This is a genomic window from Poseidonibacter parvus (genome assembly GCF_001956695.1).
Taxonomy (GTDB): Bacteria; Campylobacterota; Campylobacteria; order Campylobacterales; family Arcobacteraceae; genus Poseidonibacter; species Poseidonibacter parvus.
Genome location: NZ_CP019070.1, coordinates 2,342,735 through 2,367,687, shown reverse-complemented (window position 1 = coordinate 2,367,687; position 24,953 = coordinate 2,342,735). Strand labels below are relative to the sequence as shown.

Annotated in this window: 21 protein-coding genes and 5 tRNA genes; all 26 read left to right on the top strand. The window is 30.0% G+C overall.

Annotation, left to right across the window (positions count from 1 at the left end; translation table 11 throughout):
• The first annotated feature begins 26 nt into the window (after positions 1-26).
• The 26 genes from LPB137_RS11670 to LPB137_RS11545 all read left to right on the top strand — a co-directional run bounded on the left by LPB137_RS11670 (position 27) and on the right by LPB137_RS11545 (position 24,813).
• Positions 27-102 (top strand) — tRNA-Phe (locus LPB137_RS11670).
• 12 nt (positions 103-114) lie between these two features.
• Positions 115-192, top strand: a tRNA-Thr gene (locus LPB137_RS11665).
• A 57-nt stretch (positions 193-249) separates the two neighbouring features.
• Positions 250-334 (top strand) — tRNA-Tyr (locus LPB137_RS11660).
• Positions 335-345: 11 nt separating this feature from the next.
• Positions 346-422 (top strand) — tRNA-Gly (locus LPB137_RS11655).
• 227 nt (positions 423-649) lie between these two features.
• Positions 650-1,858: an elongation factor Tu gene (tuf, locus tag LPB137_RS11650; RefSeq protein WP_076088264.1), complete on the top strand. Its 1,209-nt coding sequence runs from the start codon at positions 650-652 to the stop codon at positions 1,856-1,858.
• 10 nt (positions 1,859-1,868) lie between these two features.
• Positions 1,869-2,039 (top strand): 50S ribosomal protein L33, encoded by a 171-nt coding sequence (rpmG, locus tag LPB137_RS11645; protein WP_076088262.1) that lies wholly within the window; start codon positions 1,869-1,871, stop codon positions 2,037-2,039.
• Between the two features lie 44 nt (positions 2,040-2,083).
• Positions 2,084-2,159: transfer RNA gene (locus tag LPB137_RS11640), tRNA-Trp, on the top strand.
• Between the two features lie 176 nt (positions 2,160-2,335).
• Positions 2,336-2,518 carry a preprotein translocase subunit SecE gene (gene secE / locus LPB137_RS11635; RefSeq protein ID WP_076088260.1) on the top strand — a complete coding sequence of 61 codons (183 nt, stop codon included), beginning with the start codon at positions 2,336-2,338 and terminating at the stop codon, positions 2,516-2,518.
• An 11-nt stretch (positions 2,519-2,529) separates the two neighbouring features.
• Positions 2,530-3,057, top strand: coding sequence for a transcription termination/antitermination protein NusG (gene nusG / locus LPB137_RS11630; protein WP_076088258.1), 528 nt, complete (start codon positions 2,530-2,532; stop codon positions 3,055-3,057).
• Between the two features lie 101 nt (positions 3,058-3,158).
• Positions 3,159-3,584 carry a 50S ribosomal protein L11 gene (gene rplK, locus LPB137_RS11625; protein ID WP_076088256.1) on the top strand — a complete coding sequence of 142 codons (426 nt, stop codon included), beginning with the start codon at positions 3,159-3,161 and terminating at the stop codon, positions 3,582-3,584.
• Positions 3,585-3,668: 84 nt separating this feature from the next.
• Positions 3,669-4,358, top strand: coding sequence for a 50S ribosomal protein L1 (gene rplA, locus LPB137_RS11620; RefSeq protein ID WP_076088254.1), 690 nt, complete (start codon positions 3,669-3,671; stop codon positions 4,356-4,358).
• 156 nt (positions 4,359-4,514) lie between these two features.
• Positions 4,515-5,003, top strand: a complete 489-nt coding sequence (gene rplJ, locus LPB137_RS11615) for a 50S ribosomal protein L10 (RefSeq protein WP_076088252.1) — start codon at positions 4,515-4,517, stop codon at positions 5,001-5,003.
• Positions 5,004-5,055: 52 nt separating this feature from the next.
• Complete coding sequence (rplL, locus tag LPB137_RS11610) at positions 5,056-5,427, top strand: 50S ribosomal protein L7/L12 (protein WP_076088250.1); 372 nt, start codon at positions 5,056-5,058, stop codon at positions 5,425-5,427.
• 180 nt (positions 5,428-5,607) lie between these two features.
• On the top strand, positions 5,608-9,753 hold the full coding sequence (rpoB, locus tag LPB137_RS11605; RefSeq protein ID WP_076088248.1) for a DNA-directed RNA polymerase subunit beta: 4,146 nt from the start codon (positions 5,608-5,610) through the stop codon (positions 9,751-9,753).
• Positions 9,746-14,269, top strand: coding sequence for a DNA-directed RNA polymerase subunit beta' (gene rpoC / locus LPB137_RS11600; protein WP_076088246.1), 4,524 nt, complete (start codon positions 9,746-9,748; stop codon positions 14,267-14,269). Before rpoB ends, rpoC begins: the two co-directional genes overlap by 8 nt.
• A gap of 249 nt (positions 14,270-14,518) precedes the next feature.
• Positions 14,519-14,704, top strand: coding sequence for a hypothetical protein (locus LPB137_RS14665; RefSeq protein ID WP_228144669.1), 186 nt, complete (start codon positions 14,519-14,521; stop codon positions 14,702-14,704).
• A gap of 77 nt (positions 14,705-14,781) precedes the next feature.
• Positions 14,782-15,069: a YciI family protein gene (locus LPB137_RS11590; RefSeq protein ID WP_076088242.1), complete on the top strand. Its 288-nt coding sequence runs from the start codon at positions 14,782-14,784 to the stop codon at positions 15,067-15,069.
• An 83-nt stretch (positions 15,070-15,152) separates the two neighbouring features.
• Positions 15,153-17,411, top strand: coding sequence for a cache domain-containing protein (locus LPB137_RS11585; protein WP_076088240.1), 2,259 nt, complete (start codon positions 15,153-15,155; stop codon positions 17,409-17,411).
• Between the two features lie 9 nt (positions 17,412-17,420).
• Positions 17,421-18,236 carry a DUF2971 domain-containing protein gene (locus LPB137_RS11580; RefSeq protein ID WP_076088238.1) on the top strand — a complete coding sequence of 272 codons (816 nt, stop codon included), beginning with the start codon at positions 17,421-17,423 and terminating at the stop codon, positions 18,234-18,236.
• 53 nt (positions 18,237-18,289) lie between these two features.
• Positions 18,290-18,778: a hypothetical protein gene (locus LPB137_RS11575; protein ID WP_076088236.1), complete on the top strand. Its 489-nt coding sequence runs from the start codon at positions 18,290-18,292 to the stop codon at positions 18,776-18,778.
• Positions 18,779-18,787: 9 nt separating this feature from the next.
• Positions 18,788-18,979 (top strand): YwbE family protein, encoded by a 192-nt coding sequence (locus tag LPB137_RS11570; protein ID WP_076088234.1) that lies wholly within the window; start codon positions 18,788-18,790, stop codon positions 18,977-18,979.
• A 214-nt stretch (positions 18,980-19,193) separates the two neighbouring features.
• A complete protein-coding gene (rpsL, locus tag LPB137_RS11565) occupies positions 19,194-19,568 on the top strand; it encodes a 30S ribosomal protein S12 (protein WP_076088232.1) in 375 nt (124 codons plus the stop codon).
• Positions 19,569-19,584: 16 nt separating this feature from the next.
• Positions 19,585-20,052, top strand: a complete 468-nt coding sequence (gene rpsG / locus LPB137_RS11560; protein WP_076088230.1) for a 30S ribosomal protein S7 — start codon at positions 19,585-19,587, stop codon at positions 20,050-20,052.
• Between the two features lie 9 nt (positions 20,053-20,061).
• Positions 20,062-22,170 carry an elongation factor G gene (gene fusA / locus LPB137_RS11555; RefSeq protein ID WP_076088228.1) on the top strand — a complete coding sequence of 703 codons (2,109 nt, stop codon included), beginning with the start codon at positions 20,062-20,064 and terminating at the stop codon, positions 22,168-22,170.
• 236 nt (positions 22,171-22,406) lie between these two features.
• Positions 22,407-23,273, top strand: coding sequence for an NAD(+)/NADH kinase (locus LPB137_RS11550; RefSeq protein WP_076088226.1), 867 nt, complete (start codon positions 22,407-22,409; stop codon positions 23,271-23,273).
• A 4-nt stretch (positions 23,274-23,277) separates the two neighbouring features.
• Positions 23,278-24,813, top strand: coding sequence for an AAA family ATPase (locus tag LPB137_RS11545; RefSeq protein WP_076088224.1), 1,536 nt, complete (start codon positions 23,278-23,280; stop codon positions 24,811-24,813).
• Positions 24,814-24,953 lie beyond the last annotated feature (140 nt).

The window sequence follows — 24,953 nt, the reverse complement described above, 5'->3', positions numbered from 1 at the left end:
ATACTTCCACTCCAATTTAAGGAAATGGCGCGATAGCTCAGTCGGTAGAGCAAAGGATTGAAAATCCTTGTGTCGACAGTTCGATTCTGTCTCGAGCCACCATTTAAATTAGGCGCTGGTGTAGCTCAGCTTGGCTAGAGCAGCTGATTTGTAATCAGCAGGTCGGGGGTTCAAGTCCCTTCACCAGCTCCATTTATATAGTGCCTAATTCTTATTAGAATAACACTAAACGAAACAATAATTTTCAACGGGAAGGTTGGAGAGTGGTCAAATCCTACGGATTGTAAATCCGTCGCCTACGGCTTCGAAGGTTCGAATCCTTCTCTTCCCACCATTATAATGAGCGCGGGAATAGCTCAGTTGGCTAGAGCCTCTGCCTTCCAAGCAGATTGTCGCGAGTTCGAGTCTCGTTTCCCGCTCCATTAATTTATTGATTATTGGGAGCTTAGTTTTAAGCACAAATTTTATAACTCTTTATAAATATTTATCCCACTAAGTTTTTTTTTAGTATTAATTTAATATAATACACGCACAAATTTTACAGATACTTAAATATTTGTAACTATAATAATAAATCCCCTCTGAATAGAGAAGCTAGTGGGCTTATCTACTCAGAGGGCAACAACCTAAAAACTAGAAGGAAAATTCTATGGCAAAAGAAAAATTCGAACGAAGTAAACCGCACGTAAATATCGGTACTATTGGTCACGTTGATCATGGTAAAACTACATTAACAGCAGCTATCTCAGCAGTTTTAACTAACGCGATGGGTGGAGAAATGATGGATTACGATCAAATCGATAATGCACCAGAAGAAAGAGAAAGAGGAATTACTATTGCTACTTCTCACATTGAGTATGAAACAGCTACTAGACACTACGCTCACGTAGATTGTCCAGGTCACGCCGATTATGTTAAGAACATGATTACTGGTGCTGCACAAATGGATGGAGCTATCTTAGTTATCGCTGCTACTGATGGACCTATGGCACAAACTAGAGAGCATATCTTATTATCTAAGCAAGTAGGTGTTCCTTACATTGTTATCTTCATGAACAAAGAAGATCAATTAGATGACGAAGATAAAGAAGAAATGTTAGAATTAGTTGAAATGGAAATTAGAGAATTACTTTCTGATTACGATTTCCCAGGTGACGATACTCCAATCATCGCTGGATCTGCATTCCAAGCATTAGAAGAAGCTAAAGCTGGAACAAATGGACCATGGTCTGCAAAAATTATGGAATTAATGGATGCTGTTGATTCTTACATCCCAACTCCAGTAAGAGATACTGATAAAGATTTCTTAATGCCTGTTGAAGATGTTTTCTCAATCTCTGGAAGAGGTACAGTTGTAACTGGTGCTATTTCTAAAGGTAGAATTAACTTAGGTGATCAAATTGAAATCGTAGGTTTAAAAGACACTCAAACTACTACTGTAACTGGTGTTGAAATGTTTAGAAAAGAAATGGAATATGCAGAAGCTGGTGATAATGCTGGTATCTTAATTAGAGGTATTAAAAAAGAAGACGTTCAAAGAGGACAAGTTCTTATTAAGCCAGGTACAATTACTCCACATACTGAATTCAGATGTGAAGTGTATATCCTTTCTAAAGAAGAGGGTGGTAGACATACTCCATTCTTCTCTGGATACAGACCACAATTCTATGTAAGAACAACTGACGTAACTGGTTCTTGTACTCTTCCTGAAGGTACTGAAATGGTTATGCCTGGTGATAACGTTGAAATGACAGTAGCATTAGTTGCTCCTATCGCTCTTGAAAAGGGAACACAGTTCGCTATTAGAGAAGGTGGAAGAACTGTTGGTGCTGGTGTTGTTGCTGAAATCCTTAAGTAAGGATTGATTTATGGCAAGCGGAACTAGAATCAAAATTGGATTAAAATGTCAAGAGTGTGGTGATATTAACTACACTACTATGAAAAACCCTAAGACTCATACTGAAAAGTTTGAGACTAAGAAATATAGTCCAAGATTAAAAAAACATACTTTACACAAAGAAGTAAAATTAAAGTCATAAGACTTTAGGAAGAAGCACTTAGCTTCTTCCATTTAAATTAAATTAGGTCAGTAGCTCCAATGGTAGAGCGCCGGATTCCAAATCCGACGGTTGTGGGTTCGAGTCCCTCCTGGCCTGCCATTTTTTTATACAAAAATCCCATCACACTTTATTTATAAAAAATATTATATAAGCTAGTTCAAAGTTTATTTAGATATAATTCCCGTCCTATTAAAGATTTAAAATTTTTTTAAAAGTAGTCTCAACTTTTTTTAAAAGAATTTAAAAGCTTATTATTATTTTATCCGGAGTCAATAGTGAATAAATTAAAAACATATTATAAAAATGCAAAAGAAGAACTGTTTAAAGTAATTTTCCCAATTAAAGAACAAATTAGATCAGCATATCTTTCAGTATTTATAGTTGTAACAGTTATATCTTTATTTTTAGCTCTTATTGATGCGGTAATGTCATTAAGCTTATCTTCTATAATGAACTAAGGAATAATATAATGGCACACAAATGGTACGCAATTCAAACTTACTCTGGTAGTGAACTAGCAGTAAAAAGAGCTTTAATTCAATTATCAGAAGAAATGGCTGATGGTAAAATAGCTGAAGTATTAGTTCCAACAGAAGATCTAATTGAAGTTAAAAAAGGTAAAAAGTCGATTGTTGAAAGACCTTTATATCCTGCTTATGCATTTGCAAAAATTGATTTAGATACTGCACTATGGCATGGAATTCAGGCAATGCCAAAAGTTGGAAGATTCATTGGCGAATCGAAAAAACCAACACCATTATCTGAAAAAGATATTACAGCTATTTTAGATAAAGTTAATAATAGAGCAGCTGCAAAACCAAAAGTTTCATTTGATGAAGGTGAAATGGTAAGAGTTAATGAAGGTCCATTTGCGAACTTCAATGGTATTGTTGAAGACTTTGACATGGCATCGGGAATATTAAAATTAAATGTTTCAATTTTCGGAAGAAATACTCCAGTTGAAATTTCATATACACAAGTTGAAAGAGTAGTATAATTATTACTCTTTAGGCATTAGGCAAAAAAACTTCGCTTCCAATAGAGTTTTTTTGCCTAATGCCTAATCATTAAAAATCATTAAAATATAAAAGGAATAGTATGGCTAAGAAAGTAGAAGGTAAACTTAAATTACAAATACCTGCTGGTGCAGCAAACCCATCACCACCTGTAGGACCTGCATTAGGTCAAAGAGGTATCAATATCATGGAATTCTGTAAAGCATTCAATGAAAAGACTAAAGATAAAGCTGGATTTAACATTCCTGTAGAAATTACAGTATATGCTGACAAAAGTTTTACATTTGAGTTAAAGCAACCACCAATGACTGATTTAATTAAAAAAGTATCTGGAATCAAAAAAGGTTCTGATAATCCTTTAAAAAATAAAATTGGTAAATTAACTAAAGATCAAATTATGGAAATCGTTGATATGAAAATCGCTGATTTAAATACTGATGATAAAGAACAAGCTGCAAAAATCGTTGCTGGTTCTGCAAGATCTATGGGAATTGACGCAGAATTATAGTATTCGCTATAAACTGAAACAAGTCTTACCAGCAGACTTCGTAAACGCTGGTAGCAAACAAATAAAATATTGCGGAGAATTAAAATGGCAAAAAGATATAAATCATTAAAAGAAAAAATTGAACAAAGAGATTACTCTCTTGCTGAGTCATGTGAATTATTAAAAGAATTAAAATCAACTAAATTTGATGAAAGTGTTGAAGTTGCACTTAACTTAAATGTTGATCCAAGACATGCTGACCAAATGATTAGAGGTGCAGTTGTACTTCCTAATGGAACTGGTAAAACTGTTAGAGTTGCAGTTTTTGCAAAAGGTGTTAAAGTTGATGAAGCAAAAGCAGCAGGTGCTGATATTGTTGGTAACGACGATTTAGTTGAAACAGTTATGGCTGGAAACATTGATTTTGATGTTTTAATTGCTACTCCTGATTGTATGGGACTAGTTGGAAAATTAGGTAGAGTTTTAGGACCAAAAGGTTTAATGCCTAATCCTAAAGTTGGAACAGTTACTATGGACGTTACTAAAGCAGTTAATGATGCTAAAGGTGGTCAAGTAGCATATAGAGTTGATAAAAAAGGTAATATGCAAGCAGCAGTTGGAAAGATTTCATTCTCAACTGAAGCAATCAAAGAAAATATTGAAGCATTTATTGCAGCTGTTAACAAGCAAAAACCAGCTTCTGCAAAAGGTAGATTTTATACTAATGCAGCAGTTTCATTAACTATGTCACCATCAATTAATGTTGATGCATCAGAATTAATGGATATTAAATAAGGAATTTTCCTTATTTAATAAAACATTCAATAGTGTTGATCATAGGTCGATATTTTTGAGTGTTCAAAGCACTGAAATAAAAACTGAAGACAGTGGGTTAAAAACTTCCCGTTTTTAATAAGTCCTACCGAAGTCGATGTTTTGAAGGGAGAAATAATGAATAAACAACAAAAACTTGAAATAATTGAAAATTTAACATCTGAATTTAAAGATTCTCAAGCTATCGTAGTATGTGGATATAATGGAGTAACTCATAAAGAGTTAGAATCATTAAGAATCGATGCTAGAGCTAATGGAACTAAAGTTCAGGTTGCTAAAAATACTCTTGTAACTGTAGCAGTTAAAAATGCTGAGTTAGGAGATGTTGCCTTAACTGGTACAAATATTTTCTTATGGTCTGAAGATCAAATTTCTGCTTGTAAAGTTGCGGATAAATTTGCATCTGCTAACAAAGATAAATTTGAAATCAAATCAGGTATTATTGAAGGTGAGATTGCTGATCTTGCAACTGTTAATGCATTCGCTAAGTTACCATCTAGAGATGAACTTCTTGGTATGCTTGCAGCTACATGGATGGCTCCTCTTACTAACTTTACTATTGGACTTGATGCTCTTAGAAAGAAAAAAGAAGAAGAAGCAGCTTAATTTTAAGCTATTATAAAAAATAAATAAAAATATAAAAAATAAGGAATATGAAATGGCAATTTCAAAAGAAGACGTATTAGAATATATCTCAGGATTATCTGTACTTGAATTATCAGAATTAGTTAAAGAATTTGAAGAAAAATTTGGTGTATCTGCACAACCTGTTGCTGTAGCTGGTGGAGCTGTTGCTGCTGCTGACGCTGCTGAAGAAAAAACTGAATTTGATGTAATCATCAAAGATGCTGGTGCTAAAAAAATTAACGTTATTAAAGTAATTAGAGCGTTAACTGGTTTAGGATTAAAAGAAGCAAAAGCTGCTGCTGAAGAAGCTGGTGCAGTAATTAAAGAAGGTGTTTCTAAAGAAGATGCAGAAGCTGCAAAAGCTGAATTAGAAGGCGCTGGAGCTACTGTAGAAGTTAAATAATTACACTTGTAATTTATTAAAAACTTGTTATACAAGGCTTAATTGCCTTGTATAAAGAATAGCATCTTTGAAGGCTAAGGTTAGAATTTAATGAAATTTTAACCCTATCCTTTACGGATGCTTTTGTGCTTTATATGCTATAAAGCTTAAACTAAATCAAATTTTACTACAAGGCCGATAATGTTAAACTCTTTAAAATCTGGTAATAGACTTAGAGTTGATTTTGCAAAAAATCCTCAACAAATCGAAATTCCAAACTTATTACAATTACAGCAAAACTCATATGATACTTTTTTAATGATTGGTCAAGATGACCGTACTGCTGCTGGAATAGAGAAAGTTTTCAAGTCAATTTTCCCAATACACGATGCCCAAAACAGAATTACTTTAGATTACTTAGGTAGTGATGTTGGTAAACCTAAATATGATGTACGTGAGTCAATGGTAAGAGGTCTTACTTATTCAATCCCTTTAAAAATTAATATTAGATTAACTTTATGGGATTTAGACGAAAAAACTGGTGAAAAAATCGGTGTTAAAGATATGAAGGAACAAGCTTTATTTATTAGAGAAATTCCTTTAATGACTGATAGAACTTCATTTATTGTAAATGGTGTTGAAAGAGTTGTTGTTAACCAACTTCACAGATCTCCAGGTGTTATTTTTAAAGAAGATGAATCTAATACTGCTGATAATAAATTAATTTACACTGGTCAAATTATTCCAGATCGTGGTTCATGGTTATACTTTGAATACGATGCTAAAGATATTCTTTATGTAAGAATTAATAAAAGAAGAAAAGTACCTGTTACTATTTTATTCAGAGCACTTGGTTACTCTAAAGAAGATATTATTAAATTATTCTACCCAATTTTAAATGTTAAAATTAAGAATAATAAATTCTTAACTGAATTTAATCCTGATGATTTTACAGGAAGAATTGAATTTGATGTTAAAGATGAAAAAGGTAACTTAATTGTTGCTGCAGGAAAAAGACTTACTGCAAGAAAAGCTAAAGCTTTAGTTGAAGGTGGTCTAGAATTAGTTGAATATCCTATTGAATTATTAATGGAAAGATATACAGCAAATACTATCTTTGATCCAGAATCTGGTGAAGTATTATTTGATGCATTAACTAACTTAGATGAATTAAAATTAAAAAAACTTTTAGATTTAGGTTTTGATTCTTTTGATATTGCAAATGATTTAGCTACTGGTGTTGATGATTCTATTATCAATGCTTTTAAAGCTGATGCTGAATCTTTAAAATTATTAAAGCAAACAGAACAATTAGATGATGAAAATGATTTATCAGCTATTAGAATTTATAAAGTAATGAGACCAGGTGAGCCTGTTACTAAAGAAGCTGCTAAAGAGTTTGTTAAGAAATTATTCTTCGATCCAGAAAGATATGATTTAACAAAAGTTGGTAGAATGAAAATGAACCACAAACTTGGTGTAAATGTTCCTGAGTATGTAACAGTTCTTACTTATGAAGATGTTATTAAAACAGTTCAATACCTTGTAAAAGTTAAAGCAGGACATGGTCATATTGATGATAGAGATCACTTAGGAAACAGAAGAATTAGAGCAATTGGTGAATTATTATCAAATGAATTACATTCTGGTTTAATAAAAATGCAAAAAGCTATCAAAGATAAAATGACTACTTTATCTGGTACTTTAGAAGATATTATGCCTCATGATTTAGTTAATTCAAAAATGATTACATCAACAATTACTGAATTCTTTACATCTGGTCAGTTATCTCAATTTATGGATCAAACTAACCCATTATCAGAAGTTACACATAAAAGAAGACTTTCTGCACTTGGTGAAGGTGGACTTGTTAAAGAAAGAGCTGGATTTGAAGTAAGAGATGTTCATGCAACTCACTATGGAAGAATTTGTCCAGTTGAAACTCCAGAGGGTCAAAATATTGGTCTTATTAATACATTATCAACTTTCTCAAAAGTTAATGATTTAGGATTTATTGAAGCTCCATACAAAACTGTTAAAGATGGTATTGTAACTGATGAAATTAAATACTATACTGCAACTCAAGAAGAAGGTTTAGTAATTGCTCCTGGTTCTACTAAAGTTGATGAAAATGGTAAAATTGTTGAAGCCTTAACTGAAGCTAGACAAGATGGAGAGATTTTATTAGTTGATAAAAATAAAATTCAATTAATTGATATTTCATCACAAATGGTTATGGGTGTTGCAGCTTCATTAATTCCATTCTTAGAACATGATGATGCCAATAGAGCCTTAATGGGATCGAATATGATGAGACAAGCTGTTCCATTATTAAGTCCTAATGCTCCTGTAGTTGGAACTGGTTTAGAAAAAACAGTTGCAAGAGATGCATGGGAAGCTATTAAAGCAAAAAGATCTGGTGTTATTGAAAAAGCTGATGCTAAAAATATTTACATCAGAGGTGAAGATGATAACGGTGCTTTCATTGATCATTATAATGTTGCAAAAAATGTTAGAACAAATAATAATACTTCATTTGGTCAAAGAATTGGAACTAAAGAAGGTTCAATTGTTGAAGCTGGTCAAGTAATTGCTGATGGTCCTTCAATGGATAATGGTGAATTAGCTGTTGGTGTTAATGCTATGGTTGCATTTATGCCTTGGAATGGTTATAACTATGAAGATGCGATTGTTCTTTCTCAAAGATTAATTAAAGAAGATGCATTTACTTCTATTCATATTTATGAAAAAGATGTTGAATGTAGAGAGCTTAAGCATGGTAATGAAGAAATTACTAGAGATTTACCAGGTGTTAAAGAAGAATCTATTGGTCACTTAGATAATTCTGGAATTGTTAAGGTTGGAACTTATGTTAAACCTGGAATGATTTTAGTAGGTAAAGTTACACCAAAAGGTGAAATTAAACCAACTCCAGAAGAAAGACTATTAAGAGCTATCTTTGGTGAAAAAGCAGGTCACGTTATTAATAAATCATTAGTAACTCCAACTTCAATGGAAGGAACTGTTGTTGACGTTAAAGTATTCACTAAAAAAGGATATGAAAAAGACGAAAGAGCAGTTGCAGAAATTGAAGCAGAAAAAGCAGAATTAGATGTTAAGCATCATGATAAATTATTAATGCTAGATAGAGAAGAGATCTTAAAAATTAATGATTTATTATCAAAAGCTGTTTTATCAAAAGCTGTTGAATTAGACGATGTTAAATATGATAAAGGTGCAAATATTCCTTTAGAAGTATTAGAATCTGTTAATAGATTTGCAATGAAAAAAGTAGTTGCTTCTTTTGGTTCTGATATTGAAAAAACATATAATGACATTAAAGAACACTTTATTAAGCAAAAATCTCAATTAAGAGATGATCATGAAGAAAAACTTCAAGTATTAGAGCATGATGATATTTTACCTTCAGGTGTTATTAAACAAGTAAAAGTTTATGTAGCAACTAAGAGAAAAATTAAAGTTGGGGATAAAATGGCAGGACGTCACGGAAACAAAGGTATTGTTTCTAATATTGTTCCTCAAGTTGATATGCCTTACTTAGAAGATGGTTCTACTGTTGATGTTATTCTTAACCCACTTGGAGTACCTTCAAGAATGAACATCGGGCAGATTCTAGAAGTTCACTTAGGTTTAGTAGGAAAAAGACTTGGAGCACAAATCCAAGATATTTTTGATGCTAAGAAAGTTGATTTCATTAAAGAACTTAGAGCTAAGATGACTGATATTGCACAAGTTGCAAAACTAATGAATGGAAAAGAATTTATGGATTCTTTATCTGATGAAGAATTAGTTAAATATGGTCAAGATTGGACTAAAGGTGTTAGATTTGCAACTCAAGTATTTGATGGTGTAAAAGAAGATGAGTTTGTAAAATTATTTGAATTAGCAAAAGTTGATTTAGATGGTAAAACTACATTAACAGATGGTACAACTGGTGAAGTTATGAAAGAAAGAGTTAACGTTGGATATATGTATATGCTTAAACTTCATCACCTTGTTGATGAAAAAGTGCATGCAAGATCTACTGGACCTTACTCACTTGTAACTCAACAACCAGTTGGTGGTAAAGCACTATTTGGTGGTCAGAGATTTGGGGAAATGGAAGTATGGGCTTTAGAAGCATATGGTGCAACTAATGTACTTAAAGAGATGTTAACAACAAAATCTGATGATATCGAAGGTAGAACAAAAGCATATAGAGCAATTGCTAATGGTGAAAACGTTCCAGCTTCTGGTGTTCCAGAAACATTCTTTGTATTAACTAAAGAGCTTAAAGCTCTTGGACTTGATGTAGAGATCTTTGAAGAGGTAGAAACTAATGAGTAAAACTGAAAAAATATTACAACCTATTGAAATTAAAGAATTAGAAAGACCGACAGACTTTTCGGCCTTTCAATTAAGACTTGCAAGTCCTGAAAAGATTCTTTCATGGTCATCTGGTGAAGTTAAAAAACCTGAAACTATTAACTATAGAACACTTAAACCTGAAAGAGATGGTTTATTTTGTGCTAAAATTTTTGGACCTGTAAAAGATTACGAATGTCTTTGTGGTAAATACAAAAAGATGAGATACAAAGGTGTTGTATGTGAAAAATGTGGTGTTGAAGTAACTTCTTCGAAAGTTAGACGTCACAGAATGGGTCATATTGACTTAGTTTCTCCTGTTGCACACATTTGGATGGTATCATCACTTCCAACTAGAATTGGTACTTTATTAGGTGTTAAATTAAAAGACTTAGAAAGAGTTTTATATTATGAAGCATACATCGTATCTGATGCTGGTGATGCTTACTATGATAATGAAAAAACTAAAAAAGTTTTAAAATATGATATTTTAAATGAAGAACAATATAGAACTATTTCTGATTTATTTGAACATACAGGTTTCCATGCAAATATGGGTGGACAAGTTGTAAGAGATTTATTAGAAACTATGGATCTTTTTGAATTACTTGCAAAACTTAAAGAAGATATGAGTGCTACTAAATCAGAAGCAAAAAGAAAAACTTTAATCAAAAGATTAAAAGTTGTAGAAAACTTTATTAACTCTGGTAATAGACCAGAATGGATGATGTTAACTCAACTTCCAGTTCTTCCACCTGATTTAAGACCTCTTGTATCACTTGATGGAGGAAAATTTGCTGTTTCAGATGTTAATGATTTATATAGAAGAGTTATCAACAGAAATAACAGACTTAAAAGATTAACAGAACTTGACGCACCTGAAATCATTATCAGAAATGAAATGAGAATGCTTCAAGAAGCAGTTGATGCTTTATTTGATAATGGTAAAACTGCAAATGCAGTTAAAGGTGCTAATAAAAGACCTTTAAAATCTTTATCTGAAATTATTAAAGGTAAGCAAGGTCGATTTAGACAAAACTTACTTGGAAAAAGAGTTGACTTCTCTGGTAGATCTGTAATTGTTGTTGGACCTACATTAAATATGGACCAATGTGGTATTCCTAAGAAAATGGCTTTAGAGTTATTTAAACCACACTTAATGGCTAAATTAGAAGAAAAAGGTTACGCAACTACTTTAAAATCTGCAAAAAGATTAATTGAGTCTGAGACTAATGAAGTTTGGGAATGTTTAAATGAAATTGTTGATGAATATCCTATTTTATTAAATAGAGCACCAACATTACATAAATTATCTATTCAAGCATTTCACCCTGTTTTAATTGATGGTAAAGCTATTAGATTACATCCATTAGTGTGTGCTGCATTTAATGCCGATTTTGATGGAGATCAAATGGCAGTTCACGTTCCATTATCACAAGAAGCAGTTGCGGAAGCAAAAATTCTTATGATGTCTTCTATGAATATTCTTTTACCTGCATCAGGTCGTGCAATTGCCGTACCTTCTCAGGATATGATTTTAGGGATTTACTACCTATCATTAGAAAAAGATGGTGTTAAAGGTGAGCATAAATTATTTACAGGTGTTGATGAAGCTTCAATTGCTTTAGATATGAAACAAGTAGATTTACATGCGAAAATTAGAACACAAATTGATGGAAAAGTTATTCACACTACTGTTGGTAGATTAATTATTCATGATATCTTACCTGATTTTGTTCCAGTTAATTTATGGAATAAAATTTTAAAGAAAAAAGATATTGGTATTTTAGTTGATTATATCTACAAACATGGTGGATATGAAGTAACTCCGAAGTTCTTAGATAATCTTAAAAACTTAGGTTTTAAATATGCTACAAGTGCTGGTATTTCAATTTCTATTGATGATATTAATGTACCTGAATCAAAAGTTGGTCACGTTACAAAATCTAAGAAAGAAGTTATTGAAGTTCAAAAACAATTCTCTCAAGGTTTATTAACTGAGCAAGAAAGATATAATAAGATTATTGATATCTGGACTGAAGTAAATAATAAACTTGGTTCAGAAATGATGAACTTAGTTGAAGCTGATAAAGATGGATTTAATTCTATTTATATGATGGCTGATTCAGGGGCTAGAGGTTCTGCTGCTCAAATTAGACAGCTAGCAGGTATGAGGGGTCTTATGGCTAAACCAGATGGGACTATTATTGAAACACCAATTATTTCAAACTTCCGTGAAGGTTTAAATGTACTTGAGTACTTTATTTCTACTCACGGTGCTAGAAAAGGACTTGCGGATACAGCCTTAAAAACTGCGAATGCTGGTTATTTAACAAGAAAATTAATTGATGTATCTCAAAATGTAAGAATTACAATTGAAGATTGTGGAACTCACGAAGGTATTGAAATTACTGATATTACTTCTGGTAATGAATTAATTGAAGCACTTGAAGAGAGAATTACTGGTAGAGTTATTGCTGAAGATATTATTGACCCAATTTCAAATGAAATTTTATTTACTGAGGGTACATTAATTACTGAAGAAGATGCAAAAGTTGTTGCTGAAGCTGAAGTAAAAGCTGTTACTATTAGAACTCCATTAACTTGTAAAGTTGAACATGGTTTATGTTCTAAATGTTATGGTCTTAACTTAGGTGAGCAAAGAAAAGCAACTCCAGGTGAAGCTGTTGGTGTTGTTGCTGCTCAATCTATTGGTGAGCCAGGAACACAACTTACACTTAGAACTTTCCACGTTGGGGGAACTGCAAGTGCAACTCAAACTGAAAGAGAATTAAAAGCTGATAAAGAAGGGTTCATTAGATATTACAATATCAAAAAGTACACTAATTCATCAGGTCAATCGATTGTTGCAAATAGAAGAAATGCAGGTATATTACTTGTTGAACCTAAAATTAATGCACCATTCAAAGGTAAAGTTACAGTTGAAACTTTACATGAAGATACAATCTTAACTATTACTAATGGTAAAGATAAAAAAGAATTCTACCTAAGAAAAAATGATGTTGCTAAAGCAAATGAATTAGCAGGTGTTTCTGGTAAAATTGAAGGTAAACTATACTTACCTTATAAAGATGGTGAAGAAGTAGAAGAAAACGAATCAATTGTTGAAATGATTAAAGATGGTTGGAATGTTCCAAACAGAATTCCTTTCGCATCTGAATTAAGAGTTGAAGATGGAGCACCAATTACATCTAAGATTACATCTGGAGCAAAAGGTTTCGTTAAATACTATAAATTAACTGGTGATTACTTAGAAAGAAGAGATGATATCAAATCTGGAGATAAAGTTAGTGATAAAGGTTTATTCTCTGTTATTGTTGATGGTGAAGGTAGAGAAGCTTTAAGACATTATATTGCAAGAGGTTCTATTGTTGAACTTAATGATAATGTTGAAGTTGAAAAAGATTCAGTTATTGCAGTTCCAGAAAATGCAGAGCAAGTTGTGATTGCAGAATGGGATCCATATGCGAATCCTACTATTGCTGAAAAAGCTGGTACAATTTCTTTTGAAGATATTATTCCAGGGATTACTGTTGCAGAACAATTTGATGAATTAACTGGTACTTCTAAGTTAGTTGTTAATGAGTATATTCCAAGTGGATATAAACCAACTGTTGTATTAGCAACTGAAAATGATGAAATTATTAGATATTCTTTAGATCCTAAAACATCTTTAAATATTTCTGAAGGTCAAAAAGTTCAAATTGCTGATATTATTGGTAAAACACCAAAAGCAACACAAAAATCAAAAGATATTACTGGTGGTCTTCCAAGAGTATCTGAGTTATTTGAAGCAAGACGACCAAAATCAATTGCTCTTTTATCTTCATTTGATGGTATTGTTTCTTTTGGTAAACCATTAAGAAATAAACAAAGAATTATTGTTACTGATGAAGTTGGTAATAAAGCAGAGTATTTAGCTGAGAAATCTAAGCAAATTCTAGTACATGAAGGTGAGTTTGTTCATGCTGGTGAAGCATTAACAGATGGTCAAACATCTCCTCATGATGTATTAAGAATCTTAGGTGATAAAGCTCTTCACTACTTTATTGTTTCTGAAGTACAACAAGTATATAGATCTCAAGGGGTAAATATTGCTGATAAACATATTGAGGTTATTACATCTCAAATGTTAAGACAAGTATCAATCCTTGATGGTGGTGATACTAAGTTTATTATTGGTGATATGATTTCTAAGAAAAGATTTAAAATTGAGAATGAAAGAATTATTAAATTAGGTGGAGAACCTGCTATTGCTGAACCTTTATTATTAGGTATTACAAGAGCTGCTGTTACATCTGATTCTATTATCTCAGCTGCATCTTTCCAAGAGACTACTAAAGTATTAACAGAAGCTGCAATTTCGGCTAAAATGGATATGTTAGAAGACTTAAAAGAAAATGTTGTTATTGGTAGAACTATTCCTGTTGGAACTGGTTTATATAAAGACCAAAAAATTAAATTTTCTGAACACTAAAACACTAAAATAATAAGAGGTAACCCTCTTATTATTTATACTCTCAAAATGGATTTCATAACACTTCTTTTTATATTTATAGTTTTAGAGCTGTTTGAATCTACATGGCAAAAATCACCTACATTACATGGATTAGTTCTTAATAATTTTCATATTTATAAGAAAAATATATTCCTTTATTTCATACTGCATCCTACATTTATTTTTACAATATTTGTATCTTTATATTTAAACAACTTTGGTTTATGGATGAGTTCAATACTAATCATAAAGTTTTTAGATATCTCATTTAAATTAAACTTGATGAAAAAACTATCTTCTGGATTAGATATTTCTGAAATTATTACTTTTAATGTTAATATGACACCATTATTTAGATATATGAATGTTCTTATTTATCCAGTATCATTTATTTTTGCAGTTGGTTTAATTTAATAAACTTATACTCTTCATTTAAATTATCTCTTAGAAAAAATCAGGCTTAATACTCAAAATGATATTAAAGGACAAAAATGCAATATTTAGTAATAGCATATGATTATGATGGAGTATTAGAAAAAAGAATGGAAGCAAGACCTGCACATGTTGAAGCTACTCAAAAGTTAATGAGTGAAGGAAAGATTGAAAGTGCTTGTGCAATGATTGAAGAAGATGCAATGGTTGGATCTACAGTGCTTACTAATTTTGAAAATGAAGATGAATTAAATGAGTGGTTAGAAAATGAGCCATATGTAAAAGGTGGTGTTTGGAATATGGAAGAGATTCAAATAGTACCAATTAAAATAATGCCAAAGGCTTAATAGTAAAATTAAAAGAACACTCTTATTTAATCTTTATTTGTTTTATGCTAGTATATTAATACATAAGATATAAAGGAGTGTTTTTGGAACTTCAAAGAGAACGATTAATATTATTCTTAATTAGGTTTTTACCTTTAACATTAATTATAATATTGTCAATACTGCTAACATATTTTATGTCAATAAATCATTATGACAACCTACAAGATGATAGAAAATCTATACAAGAAAAATATATTGAAGAAAATAGAATAATTGTTGAATCAAATATTAATTCTATAAATGAATATATTAAAAAAGAACTTTCATTATCGAAAAATGAATTAAAAAAAACTATTCAAACTCAAGTATACAATGCTCATGATATTATGAGTTCTATTTATAAAACATATAAAAATACAAAAACAAAAAATGAAATAAAAGATTTAATTAAAAGTGCTTTAAAAGACATACGTTTTAATCAAAATAGGGGATATTTCTTTATATATGAATTAGATGGAACTAATATTTTTCATCCAATACAATCACAAAGAGAAGGAAAAAATTTCTTTAATGCACAAGATATAAATGGCACATATATAGTACAAGAATCTATTGATATTGCAAAAAGTCAAAATAAAGAAGGTTTTCAAAATTGGTATTTTAATAAAGTAAAAAATGATATTAAAGAATATGAAAAAATTGGTTTTATAAAAAAGTTTGAGCCATATGATTGGTTTGTTGGAACTGGTGAGTATGTAGAAGATTTTATTAGTATAACAAAAGATAAAATATTAACACATATTAGTATTTTAAATTATCATAATGATTCTGCAGCTTTTGTTATAGATTATGATGAAAATGTACTAGTAAGCTATAATACTAAATATAGTAAATCTAAAGAATATAAATCAAAGAAAATAGATGATTTAAATGAATTTATAACATCAAATAAAGATGATAATTTTATAAATAAAAAACAAAAAGATGGAAATATAGAATACACTTATTTAAAAAAGGTTGATACTCTAAATTTTCTTATAGGATTGTCTTTTGATTTAGAAAGTGCAAAAGTATCTATTGATAAAAGAATTCAAAATTTAGAAAATAAATTTGCCGAAAATCTCAAAACAATATTTATTAGTTCTCTGATTATTACAATTTTACTACTTATTATTTCACATTTTATTTCAAGATATTTTGAAGGTTTATTTAATAATTATAAAGAAACATTAAGTAGACAAAATAAGATTCTAAATAAAGCACAAGCACAAGCAAAAATTGGAAGTTGGGAACAAAGCAATAACAATGATAGTTTAGTTTGGTCAAATGAAGTTTATCATATCTTTGAAGTTAGTTTGGATCATGATTTATCATTTGATGATTTTCTTAGCATCGTTCATCCAGATGATAGAGAAGAATTACAATCTAAATTTCAAAATAGTGTTCAAAATAAAGAAGAGTACTATTTTGAGCATAGGCTACTTTTTAATGATGGACGAATTAAATATGTAATAGAAAGAGCAGAACACTCTTATGATCATAATAACATACATATTGGAACACTTGGAACGGTTCAAGATATTACAATTAGAAAAGAAACATTATTATCAATTCAAGAGCAAGAAAAGATTATTTATAATCAAAGTAAAATGGCTGCAATGGGTGAAATGCTTGGAAATATTGCGCATCAATGGAGACAACCTTTATCAACAATAACTACGTGTGCAACAGGAAGTAAATTGCAAAAAGAATTGGATTCTTTAAGTGATGAACAATTGTACTCTTCTTTAGATACTATTAACTCTTCAGCGCAATACTTGTCTCATACTATTGAAGACTTCAGAAGTTTCTTTAATCCTACTAATAATAAAATTGCAGAATTTAAAATTTTAAATACAATAGATAAAACACTTACCTTACTTACTGCTCAATTTAAAGCAAATGAAATTATGGTTATTAAAGATATTGAAGATATTGAAACTATATCAATTGAAAATGAATTAATTCAAGTCCTAATTAATATATTTAATAACTCAAGAGATGCATTATTAAATACTAGTGAACAAAAAAGATATGTATTTATAAATGTATCTACAGATGAAAACAATGTAGTAATTAAAATAAAAGATAATGCAAAAGGTATTCCTTTAGACATAATTGATAGGGTATTTGAACCATACTTTACAACAAAACATAAATCAAAAGGTACAGGTATTGGTTTATATATGAGTGAAGAGATTGTAAGAGCACATTTAAATGGATCAATTGAAGTAAAAAATGAAACTTTTGAATATGAAGGAATTGAATATACAGGCGCTGAATTTACTATAAAGTTAGCAAATTTATCTAAAGATATATAGGAGTTTAATTTGGGAAATATCATCTATCATTATTGTAATGTTGAGTCGTTTAAAGCAATTATTGAAGATAAAATTCTATGGTTAAGTTCTGTTTATAATTTAAATGACTATAAAGAAATACATTGGATTAAAGATAAATTAGCAAAAAAACTTCAAAATTCAATCACTAAAAACAATTTTTCAATCTACAAAGCTTTTGAAGAGTTATACTTTAAGCAACTACCAAATGTTTACATAGGTTCTTTTTCCAAAGGTTCTGATTTATTAAGTCAATGGAGAGCATATGCAAATGATGGTTTTGGAGTTGCAATTGGCTTTAATGAAGATTATTTTAAAAATAATAAATTGATTCATCCTTCAGAAGTTTTATATGATGAAATAGAACAAGAAAAAACAATTGATTTAATTTTACAACCCTTAGATGATTTAGATGCTAAAGTAGATATTAACTCACAACATTTCAAAGAGACATGCTCAAATATAATTATAGAAATCAACAACTTATCAGCAAGATCAAAAAATGAACTTTTTAAAGAAGAACAAGAAGTAAGGTTAATTCACAATCCAATTATAATTGATGATAAAGAAAATGAGAAATATATATTTAAAGATAATATCTCAGATATGAAGTTTCGCTCAGTTTGTGGGAATCTAATTCCATATTTTGAATTAGATATAAATGAAAATACAAAAAATATGAATTCAATTGTTGAAATAATAAAAGGACCTAAAAATAAATTTATTGATGAAGAAGTAAAAATATTTTTATCTCAAAATGGTTTTTATAATGTTGATATAAAAAACTCAAAGTCTTCTTACCGATAGTTAAAATAGTATTTATTAGATATACTTCCACATATAAAAACAATTGGAGTAATATGAGATTTAGTGAATTAGATTTAGAAACAAAAAAATCATTACATGATGAATTAACTAATAAAGCAAATAGTATTGGAGGAATGAACTTTTTTCTTCAAATGATTGAAGATATTAGAGCTGAAAAACCAAGTTCATTATTAAATAAAAGTGCAGCTTTCCATTATAAAAAAGGAAAGATTACTTGGGGTAAATCAATTTTTAAAGATACATTAACAACTTTATTCTCTGCAATGAGAAAAGAAGAAAAAGATGGTGATATTATTAATGGTTTAAACCCAAAAGATTATAAGGCAACTATGAATATGATGAGAGCTTTAAAACCAGTTACTATTTCAATTTCTTCAAATGATGAAAAAGATGGACATGGGTTTAATTTTAATATTCTTGATTCAAGTGAAGCTAAAAATACAAAAATTGATTTAATGTTTAAAATAGTTTATTTTTATAATATTGAGTTTGCAAAAGAAGCATTAACTTACAAAGCTTAGGAATACAAGATGGATGGAAAAAAAAGAATAAACGTTAAACAAGGTCTTAAAGTTAAAATAGTTTTAAAACAAGACCAAAGATCTGGAAAATTAACAGAAGGTATTGTAAAAAATATTTTAACTAATTCTCCAACTCACCCTCATGGAATAAAAGTAAGAACAACTACTGGTGATGTTGGACGTGTTCAAGAGATATTGTAAATATCTCTTCTAACCAAATATTAAGAATTACTTCAGTATAATCCGTAACTTTTTAGAAAACCTAATTGTTTCTCTAGAATGGAAGTATCGTTTCAACTGCATGTTGAAGTCAAACGAGAAGCATGAGCATTGCTTTAATTGCTCTAACCAAATTTAATAGAGAGTCTTACATAAATTATATTATAGATTACTCTACAACATACAAAGGGAAAGAATGCCAACTATCAATCAACTTGTTAGAAAAGAGCGAAAAAGAGTGATTAAGAAATCAAAATCACCTGCACTTGACAAATGTCCACAAAGAAGAGGAGTATGTACAAGAGTATATACTACTACACCAAAGAAACCAAACTCGGCTTTAAGAAAAGTTGCAAAAGTTAGATTAACTACTGGTTTTGAAGTTATTTCATACATCGGTGGAGAGGGTCACAACCTTCAAGAACACTCGATTGTGTTAGTAAGAGGGGGTAGAGTTAAAGATTTACCTGGTGTTAAGTATCACGTTGTTAGAGGTGCCTTAGATACAGCTGGTGTTGCAAACAGAACTGTTGCAAGATCTAAGTATGGTACTAAGAAACCAAAGAAATAAGTAGAAGGATAATAAAATGAGAAGAAGAAAAGCTCCAGTTAGAGAAGTAATGGCTGATCCTATCTACAATAGTAAAGTGATCACAAAATTTATTAATACAGTAATGTTAGACGGTAGAAAATCTACTGCACAAAAAATTATGTATGGTGCAATTGCAAACTTAGATGCTAGAGGTGAAGAATCTGGTATTGAAGTATTTGAAAAAGCTATCGAAAATGTTAAGCCACTTTTAGAAGTTAAATCTAGAAGAGTTGGTGGAGCAACATATCAAGTTCCTGTTGAAGTTAGACCTGTAAGAAGACAAACTTTAGCTCTTAGATGGTTAGTTGACGCTGCTAGAAAAAGAAATGAAAGAACTATGGTAGAAAGATTAGCAAACGAATTATTCGAATGTGCTAATGATAGAGGTGCATCATTCAAGAAGAAAGAAGATATGCATAGAATGGCAGAAGCTAATAAAGCATTTGCTCACTACAGATGGTAGGGAATTAAAATGGCAAGAAAAACACCACTTAACAGACTTAGAAACATCGGTATTGCTGCACACATTGATGCAGGTAAAACTACAACAACTGAAAGAATTTTATTTTATACAGGTGTTGAGCACAAAATTGGTGAGGTTCATGATGGAGCTGCAACTATGGACTGGATGGAGCAAGAGCAAGAAAGAGGTATTACAATTACTTCTGCTGCTACTACTTGTAACTGGACTCACCCAAAGACTAACGAAGAATTAATGATTAACATTATTGATACTCCAGGTCACGTTGACTTTACTATTGAAGTTGAAAGATCTATGAGAGTACTTGATGGTGCTGTTGCTGTATTCTGTTCAGTTGGTGGGGTTCAACCACAATCTGAAACTGTTTGGAGACAAGCAAACAAATATAGAGTTCCAAGAATGATTTTTGTTAACAAAATGGATAGAACTGGTGCAGATTTCTTTAACGTTGAATCTCAAGTTAATGAAAGATTAAAATCTAATGCTATTCCAATTCAAATTCCTATTGGTGCTGAAGAAAACTTCCAAGGTGTTGTTGATTTAGTACAAATGAAAGCTATTGTTTGGGATCAAGATGCTGCAATGGGTTCTAATTACCACGTTGAAGATATTCCTGCTGAATTACAAGAAAAAGCTGAAGAATATAGAGAAAAAATGGTTGAAGCAGCTGCTGAAGCTGACGATGCATTAATGGAAAAATATCTTGAGGGTGAAGAATTAACTGAAGATGAAATTGTTGGAGGTCTTAAAAAAGGTTGTCTTAATATGACAGTTACTCCAATGACTTGTGGTACTGCATTTAAAAACAAAGGTGTTCAAACTTTACTTGACGCAGTTGCTATGTATTTACCATCTCCATTAGAAGTTGAAGACATTAAAGGTGAAACTCAAGATGGTGAAGCTGTAATTGTACCTTCTACTGATAACGGTGAAGTTGCAGGACTTGCATTTAAAATTATGACAGATCCATTTGTTGGACAATTAACTTTCACAAGAATCTATAGAGGTGTTCTTAAGTCTGGTACTTATGTAATGAACTCAACTAAGATGAAAAAAGAAAGAATTGGTAGACTTTTAAAAATGCATGCTATCAAAAGAGAAGAAGTTACTGAATTATATGCTGGTGAAATCGGTGCAGTTGTTGGTTTAAAATCGACAATTACAGGTGATACATTAGCTTCTGATGTAGATCCAGTTATCTTAGAAAGAATGGATTTCCCAGAACCAGTTATTTCTGTTGCAGTTGAGCCAAAAACTAAAGCTGACCAAGAAAAAATGGGTATTGCATTAGGAAAATTAGCTCAAGAAGATCCATCATTCAGAGTTGCTACTGATGAAGAATCTGGACAAACTATTATTTCAGGAATGGGTGAATTACACCTTGAAATTCTTGTTGATAGAATGAAAAGAGAATTCGCAGTTGAAGCTGAAGTTGGTGCTCCTCAAGTTGCATATAGAGAAACTATTAAAAATGCAGTTAAACAAGAGTACAAATACGCTAAACAATCTGGTGGTAAAGGTCAATACGGTCACGTATACTTAACAATTACTCCAATGCCTGCTGACTCTGAAGAGAACTATATCTTTACATCATCTATCAAAGGTGGATCTGTTCCAAAAGAATACGTTCCTGCTGTTGATAAAGGTTGTCAAGAAGCTATGGCTGGTGGTATCTTAGCTGGTTATCCATTAGTTAATATTTCAGTTGATTTATATGATGGTTCTTACCATGATGTTGATTCATCTGAAATGGCGTTTAAATTAGCTGCTTCAATGGGATTCAAACAAGGATGTAGAAGTGCTGCTGCACAACCTGTAATTCTTGAACCAATTATGAAAGTTGAGATTGAAACTCCTGAAGATTATATGGGTGACGTTATTGGTGACGTTAACAAAAGAAGAGGACAAGTTCAATCTATGGATGACAGAGCTGGTGTTAAACTAGTTGTAGCAATGATTCCATTAGCTGAAATGTTCGGTTACTCTACAGACTTAAGATCTATGTCTCAAGGTAGAGCAACTTACTCAATGATTTTTGATAACTACATGGACGTTCCTAAAAATGTTTCTGATGAAATTATTAAAAAGAGAAATGGTTAATAGCGTTAAATAAACGAGCTTTGTCTTGTTCAATAGAAATCTTTGATTTCGTAATTGAACGACAAAGGTCTGAATAAAACAACTGTAATATTCAAATCTCTAAAAAGCTTTGCCTTTTGGCAAAGCTTTTTTTTTGTTCAATTTTTAATTAAAATATAACAAATTGTAATATATACATTAATCTTAAAAGAACTTATTATATACTATTGTATAAATACATATATATAGAGGTAAACTTGAGATTAAATAAAAGCAATGAACTACTCACTTCTTTTTCAAAAGCAGGAATAATACTAAGACCTTCAAGTCCAGAATTAAAACCAATATATGAGAATATAAAATCAATATTTGAAAAATATAATATAGAAGTTTTTTTAGAAAATAATTCTGCAAAAATGATTAATAAAAAAGGTCTTCAATTAGATGAATTATGCGAAAAAATTGATTTTTTAGTTTCTGTGGGTGGAGATGGTACTTTATTATCAGTGGTACGAAAATCTTATAATTATAAAAAACCTGTATTAGGTATAAATCTAGGTACATTAGGTTTTTTAACAGATATTTCTATGAATGAAATTGAAAACTTTTTAAAAAATTTTACTAATAAAAATTATAGAATAGATAGTCGAATGTTAATAGAAGGTACATTAAATTTAAATAGTTTTGTTGCATTTAATGATATTGTAATTACAAGAAAATCTATTTCTTCTATGATAAAAATTGATGCAAAAATCGATGATAAACATTTTAACTCATATTATGGTGATGGGATAATTATATCTACGCCTACAGGTTCTACTGCGTATAATTTATCAGTTGGAGGTCCTATCTTATATCCTTTAACAGAGGCTTTTCTGGTAACTCCTGTTGCCCCTCATTCTCTAACACAAAGACCATTAGTAATGCCTGCAGATTTTGAGATAGAGTTTACAATTACAGATTCTCAAGGTGCTGTAGTAATTGCAGATGGTCAAGATATATATGAATTAGAGGAAAACGATTCAATAAAAATTAAAATAGCAAAACAAAATGCAAAAATGATTCACAGATGTGAAAGAAACTATTTTGATGTATTAAGTGAAAAATTAAGATGGGGAAATTAATTTTATGATTAATAGAATTTATATAAAAGATTGTTTGTCTTTTAAAGAAATAGATTTAGAATTTAATACAGGTTTAAATGTATTTACCGGTCCAAGTGGTGCAGGTAAATCTATATTAATGCAGGCAATTTTATCTTTATTTGCTCTTAGTGATGTGAAAGCCAGTTTAGGTGAAGTTTTAATCAGTGATTCAAAAATTAGCGATGAATTATATGATTTACAAAGTAATGATGATATTGTAATTAAAACTATAAAAAAAGAAAAAGTAAGATTTTTTATCAATAATCAAACTATTTCTAAAAAAAACCTAAATACTTTCTCTTCTAAATTAATTAAGCATTTAAATTTAAGAGATACTTCTGATTTTGAAAGTGTAAAACTATTAAACTTCCTTGATAAAGTGTGTTACAAAGATTATAAAGATTTTTCTTCGAAAAAAGAAAAATTTGATTTATTATTCAAAGAAGCTAGTAAGCTTCAAAAAGATTTAAATAAAATTATTGAAGATGAATTAAAAATTGAAGATTTAAAAGAGTTTAGCAAGTTTGAAATTGAAAAAATTGAAGCAATAAACCCTAGTATTGATGAGTATGAAGAATTAAATTTATTAAAAAGAAAACTATCAAAAAAAGAAAAAATTGAAGATGCAATCAAAAGTGCATCAGAAATCTTAAATTTTAGGCAAAGTGTTTCTAATAGTTTAGAGCTTTTGGAAGAAGATTCTAGTTTTTTTGATGAAACAATGAATGAACTTAATAATATATTTGAAAAATTTAATGATTCATTATATGAATTAGAAGATATCGATATAGAAACTGTTCTTACAAGAATTGAAAAACTTTCTTCTTTACAAAAAAGATTTGGTTCAATAGCTGAAGCTTTAGAATATAAAGAAGAAAAGAAAAAAGAATTAGATTCTTATGAGAATATAACATTTGAAAAATCTATATTAGAAAAGAAAATTTCTATTATTACTTTAGAAATAAATGATTTAGCAGAAGAAATATCTACTTATAGAAAGAAGAGTTTAGTAGTACTTGAAGAAAAAATAAATAAGTATCTAAAGTTTTTATACTTATCAAATGCAAAAATTAATCTTAAGAATAAAAAATTAGATTCACATGGTATTGATGAAGTAAGTTTTGAGTTAAATGGAGTTAGTTTAAATACTATTAGTTCAGGGGAATATAATAGATTAAGATTGGCACTTCTAACATCAATGAGTGAATTTGACATTATTGATAATGGTGTTTTATTTTTAGATGAAATTGATGCTAATTTAAGTGGAAAAGAAAGTGATGCCATTGCTAATGTTTTATCTACACTATCTAAATCTTATCAAATTTTTGCAATATCCCATCAACCACAATTAACATCAGTATCTTCTCAACATTTTTTAGTTGATAAAAATGATGGAATATCTACAATAAAACTTCTAAAAAAAGAAGAAAGAATCAATGAAATAGCTAGAATGATTAGCGGCGAAAAAATTACTACAGATGCAATAAAATTTGCAAAAAACCTTTTAATAAAAAAATAAATTAATTTGGTAAAGAATATTTTACCAAATTAATTTTTATCAATACATAAAATTATTTTATTTAAATAATCCCTTAAAATCGTATATTTAATAAGATATCTATTTCTTGCATAAGATAATCATAACTTTAAAATAAGAAT

Excerpts from the sequence above, each read along its gene's own strand:
- tuf (WP_076088264.1), top strand. The coding sequence starts at position 650 with ATGGCAAAAGAAAAATTCGAACGAAGTAAACCGCACGTAAATATCGGT.
- rpmG (WP_076088262.1), top strand. The coding sequence starts at position 1,869 with ATGGCAAGCGGAACTAGAATCAAAATTGGATTAAAATGTCAAGAGTGT.
- nusG (WP_076088258.1), top strand. The coding sequence starts at position 2,530 with ATGGCACACAAATGGTACGCAATTCAAACTTACTCTGGTAGTGAACTA.
- rplK (WP_076088256.1), top strand. The coding sequence starts at position 3,159 with ATGGCTAAGAAAGTAGAAGGTAAACTTAAATTACAAATACCTGCTGGT.
- rplA (WP_076088254.1), top strand. The coding sequence starts at position 3,669 with ATGGCAAAAAGATATAAATCATTAAAAGAAAAAATTGAACAAAGAGAT.
- rplJ (WP_076088252.1), top strand. The coding sequence starts at position 4,515 with ATGAATAAACAACAAAAACTTGAAATAATTGAAAATTTAACATCTGAA.
- rplL (WP_076088250.1), top strand. The coding sequence starts at position 5,056 with ATGGCAATTTCAAAAGAAGACGTATTAGAATATATCTCAGGATTATCT.
- rpoB (WP_076088248.1), top strand. The coding sequence starts at position 5,608 with ATGTTAAACTCTTTAAAATCTGGTAATAGACTTAGAGTTGATTTTGCA.
- rpoC (WP_076088246.1), top strand. The coding sequence starts at position 9,746 with ATGAGTAAAACTGAAAAAATATTACAACCTATTGAAATTAAAGAATTA.
- LPB137_RS14665 (WP_228144669.1), top strand. The coding sequence starts at position 14,519 with ATGAGTTCAATACTAATCATAAAGTTTTTAGATATCTCATTTAAATTA.
- LPB137_RS11590 (WP_076088242.1), top strand. The coding sequence starts at position 14,782 with ATGCAATATTTAGTAATAGCATATGATTATGATGGAGTATTAGAAAAA.
- LPB137_RS11575 (WP_076088236.1), top strand. The coding sequence starts at position 18,290 with ATGAGATTTAGTGAATTAGATTTAGAAACAAAAAAATCATTACATGAT.
- LPB137_RS11570 (WP_076088234.1), top strand. The coding sequence starts at position 18,788 with ATGGATGGAAAAAAAAGAATAAACGTTAAACAAGGTCTTAAAGTTAAA.
- rpsL (WP_076088232.1), top strand. The coding sequence starts at position 19,194 with ATGCCAACTATCAATCAACTTGTTAGAAAAGAGCGAAAAAGAGTGATT.
- rpsG (WP_076088230.1), top strand. The coding sequence starts at position 19,585 with ATGAGAAGAAGAAAAGCTCCAGTTAGAGAAGTAATGGCTGATCCTATC.
- fusA (WP_076088228.1), top strand. The coding sequence starts at position 20,062 with ATGGCAAGAAAAACACCACTTAACAGACTTAGAAACATCGGTATTGCT.
- LPB137_RS11545 (WP_076088224.1), top strand. The coding sequence starts at position 23,278 with ATGATTAATAGAATTTATATAAAAGATTGTTTGTCTTTTAAAGAAATA.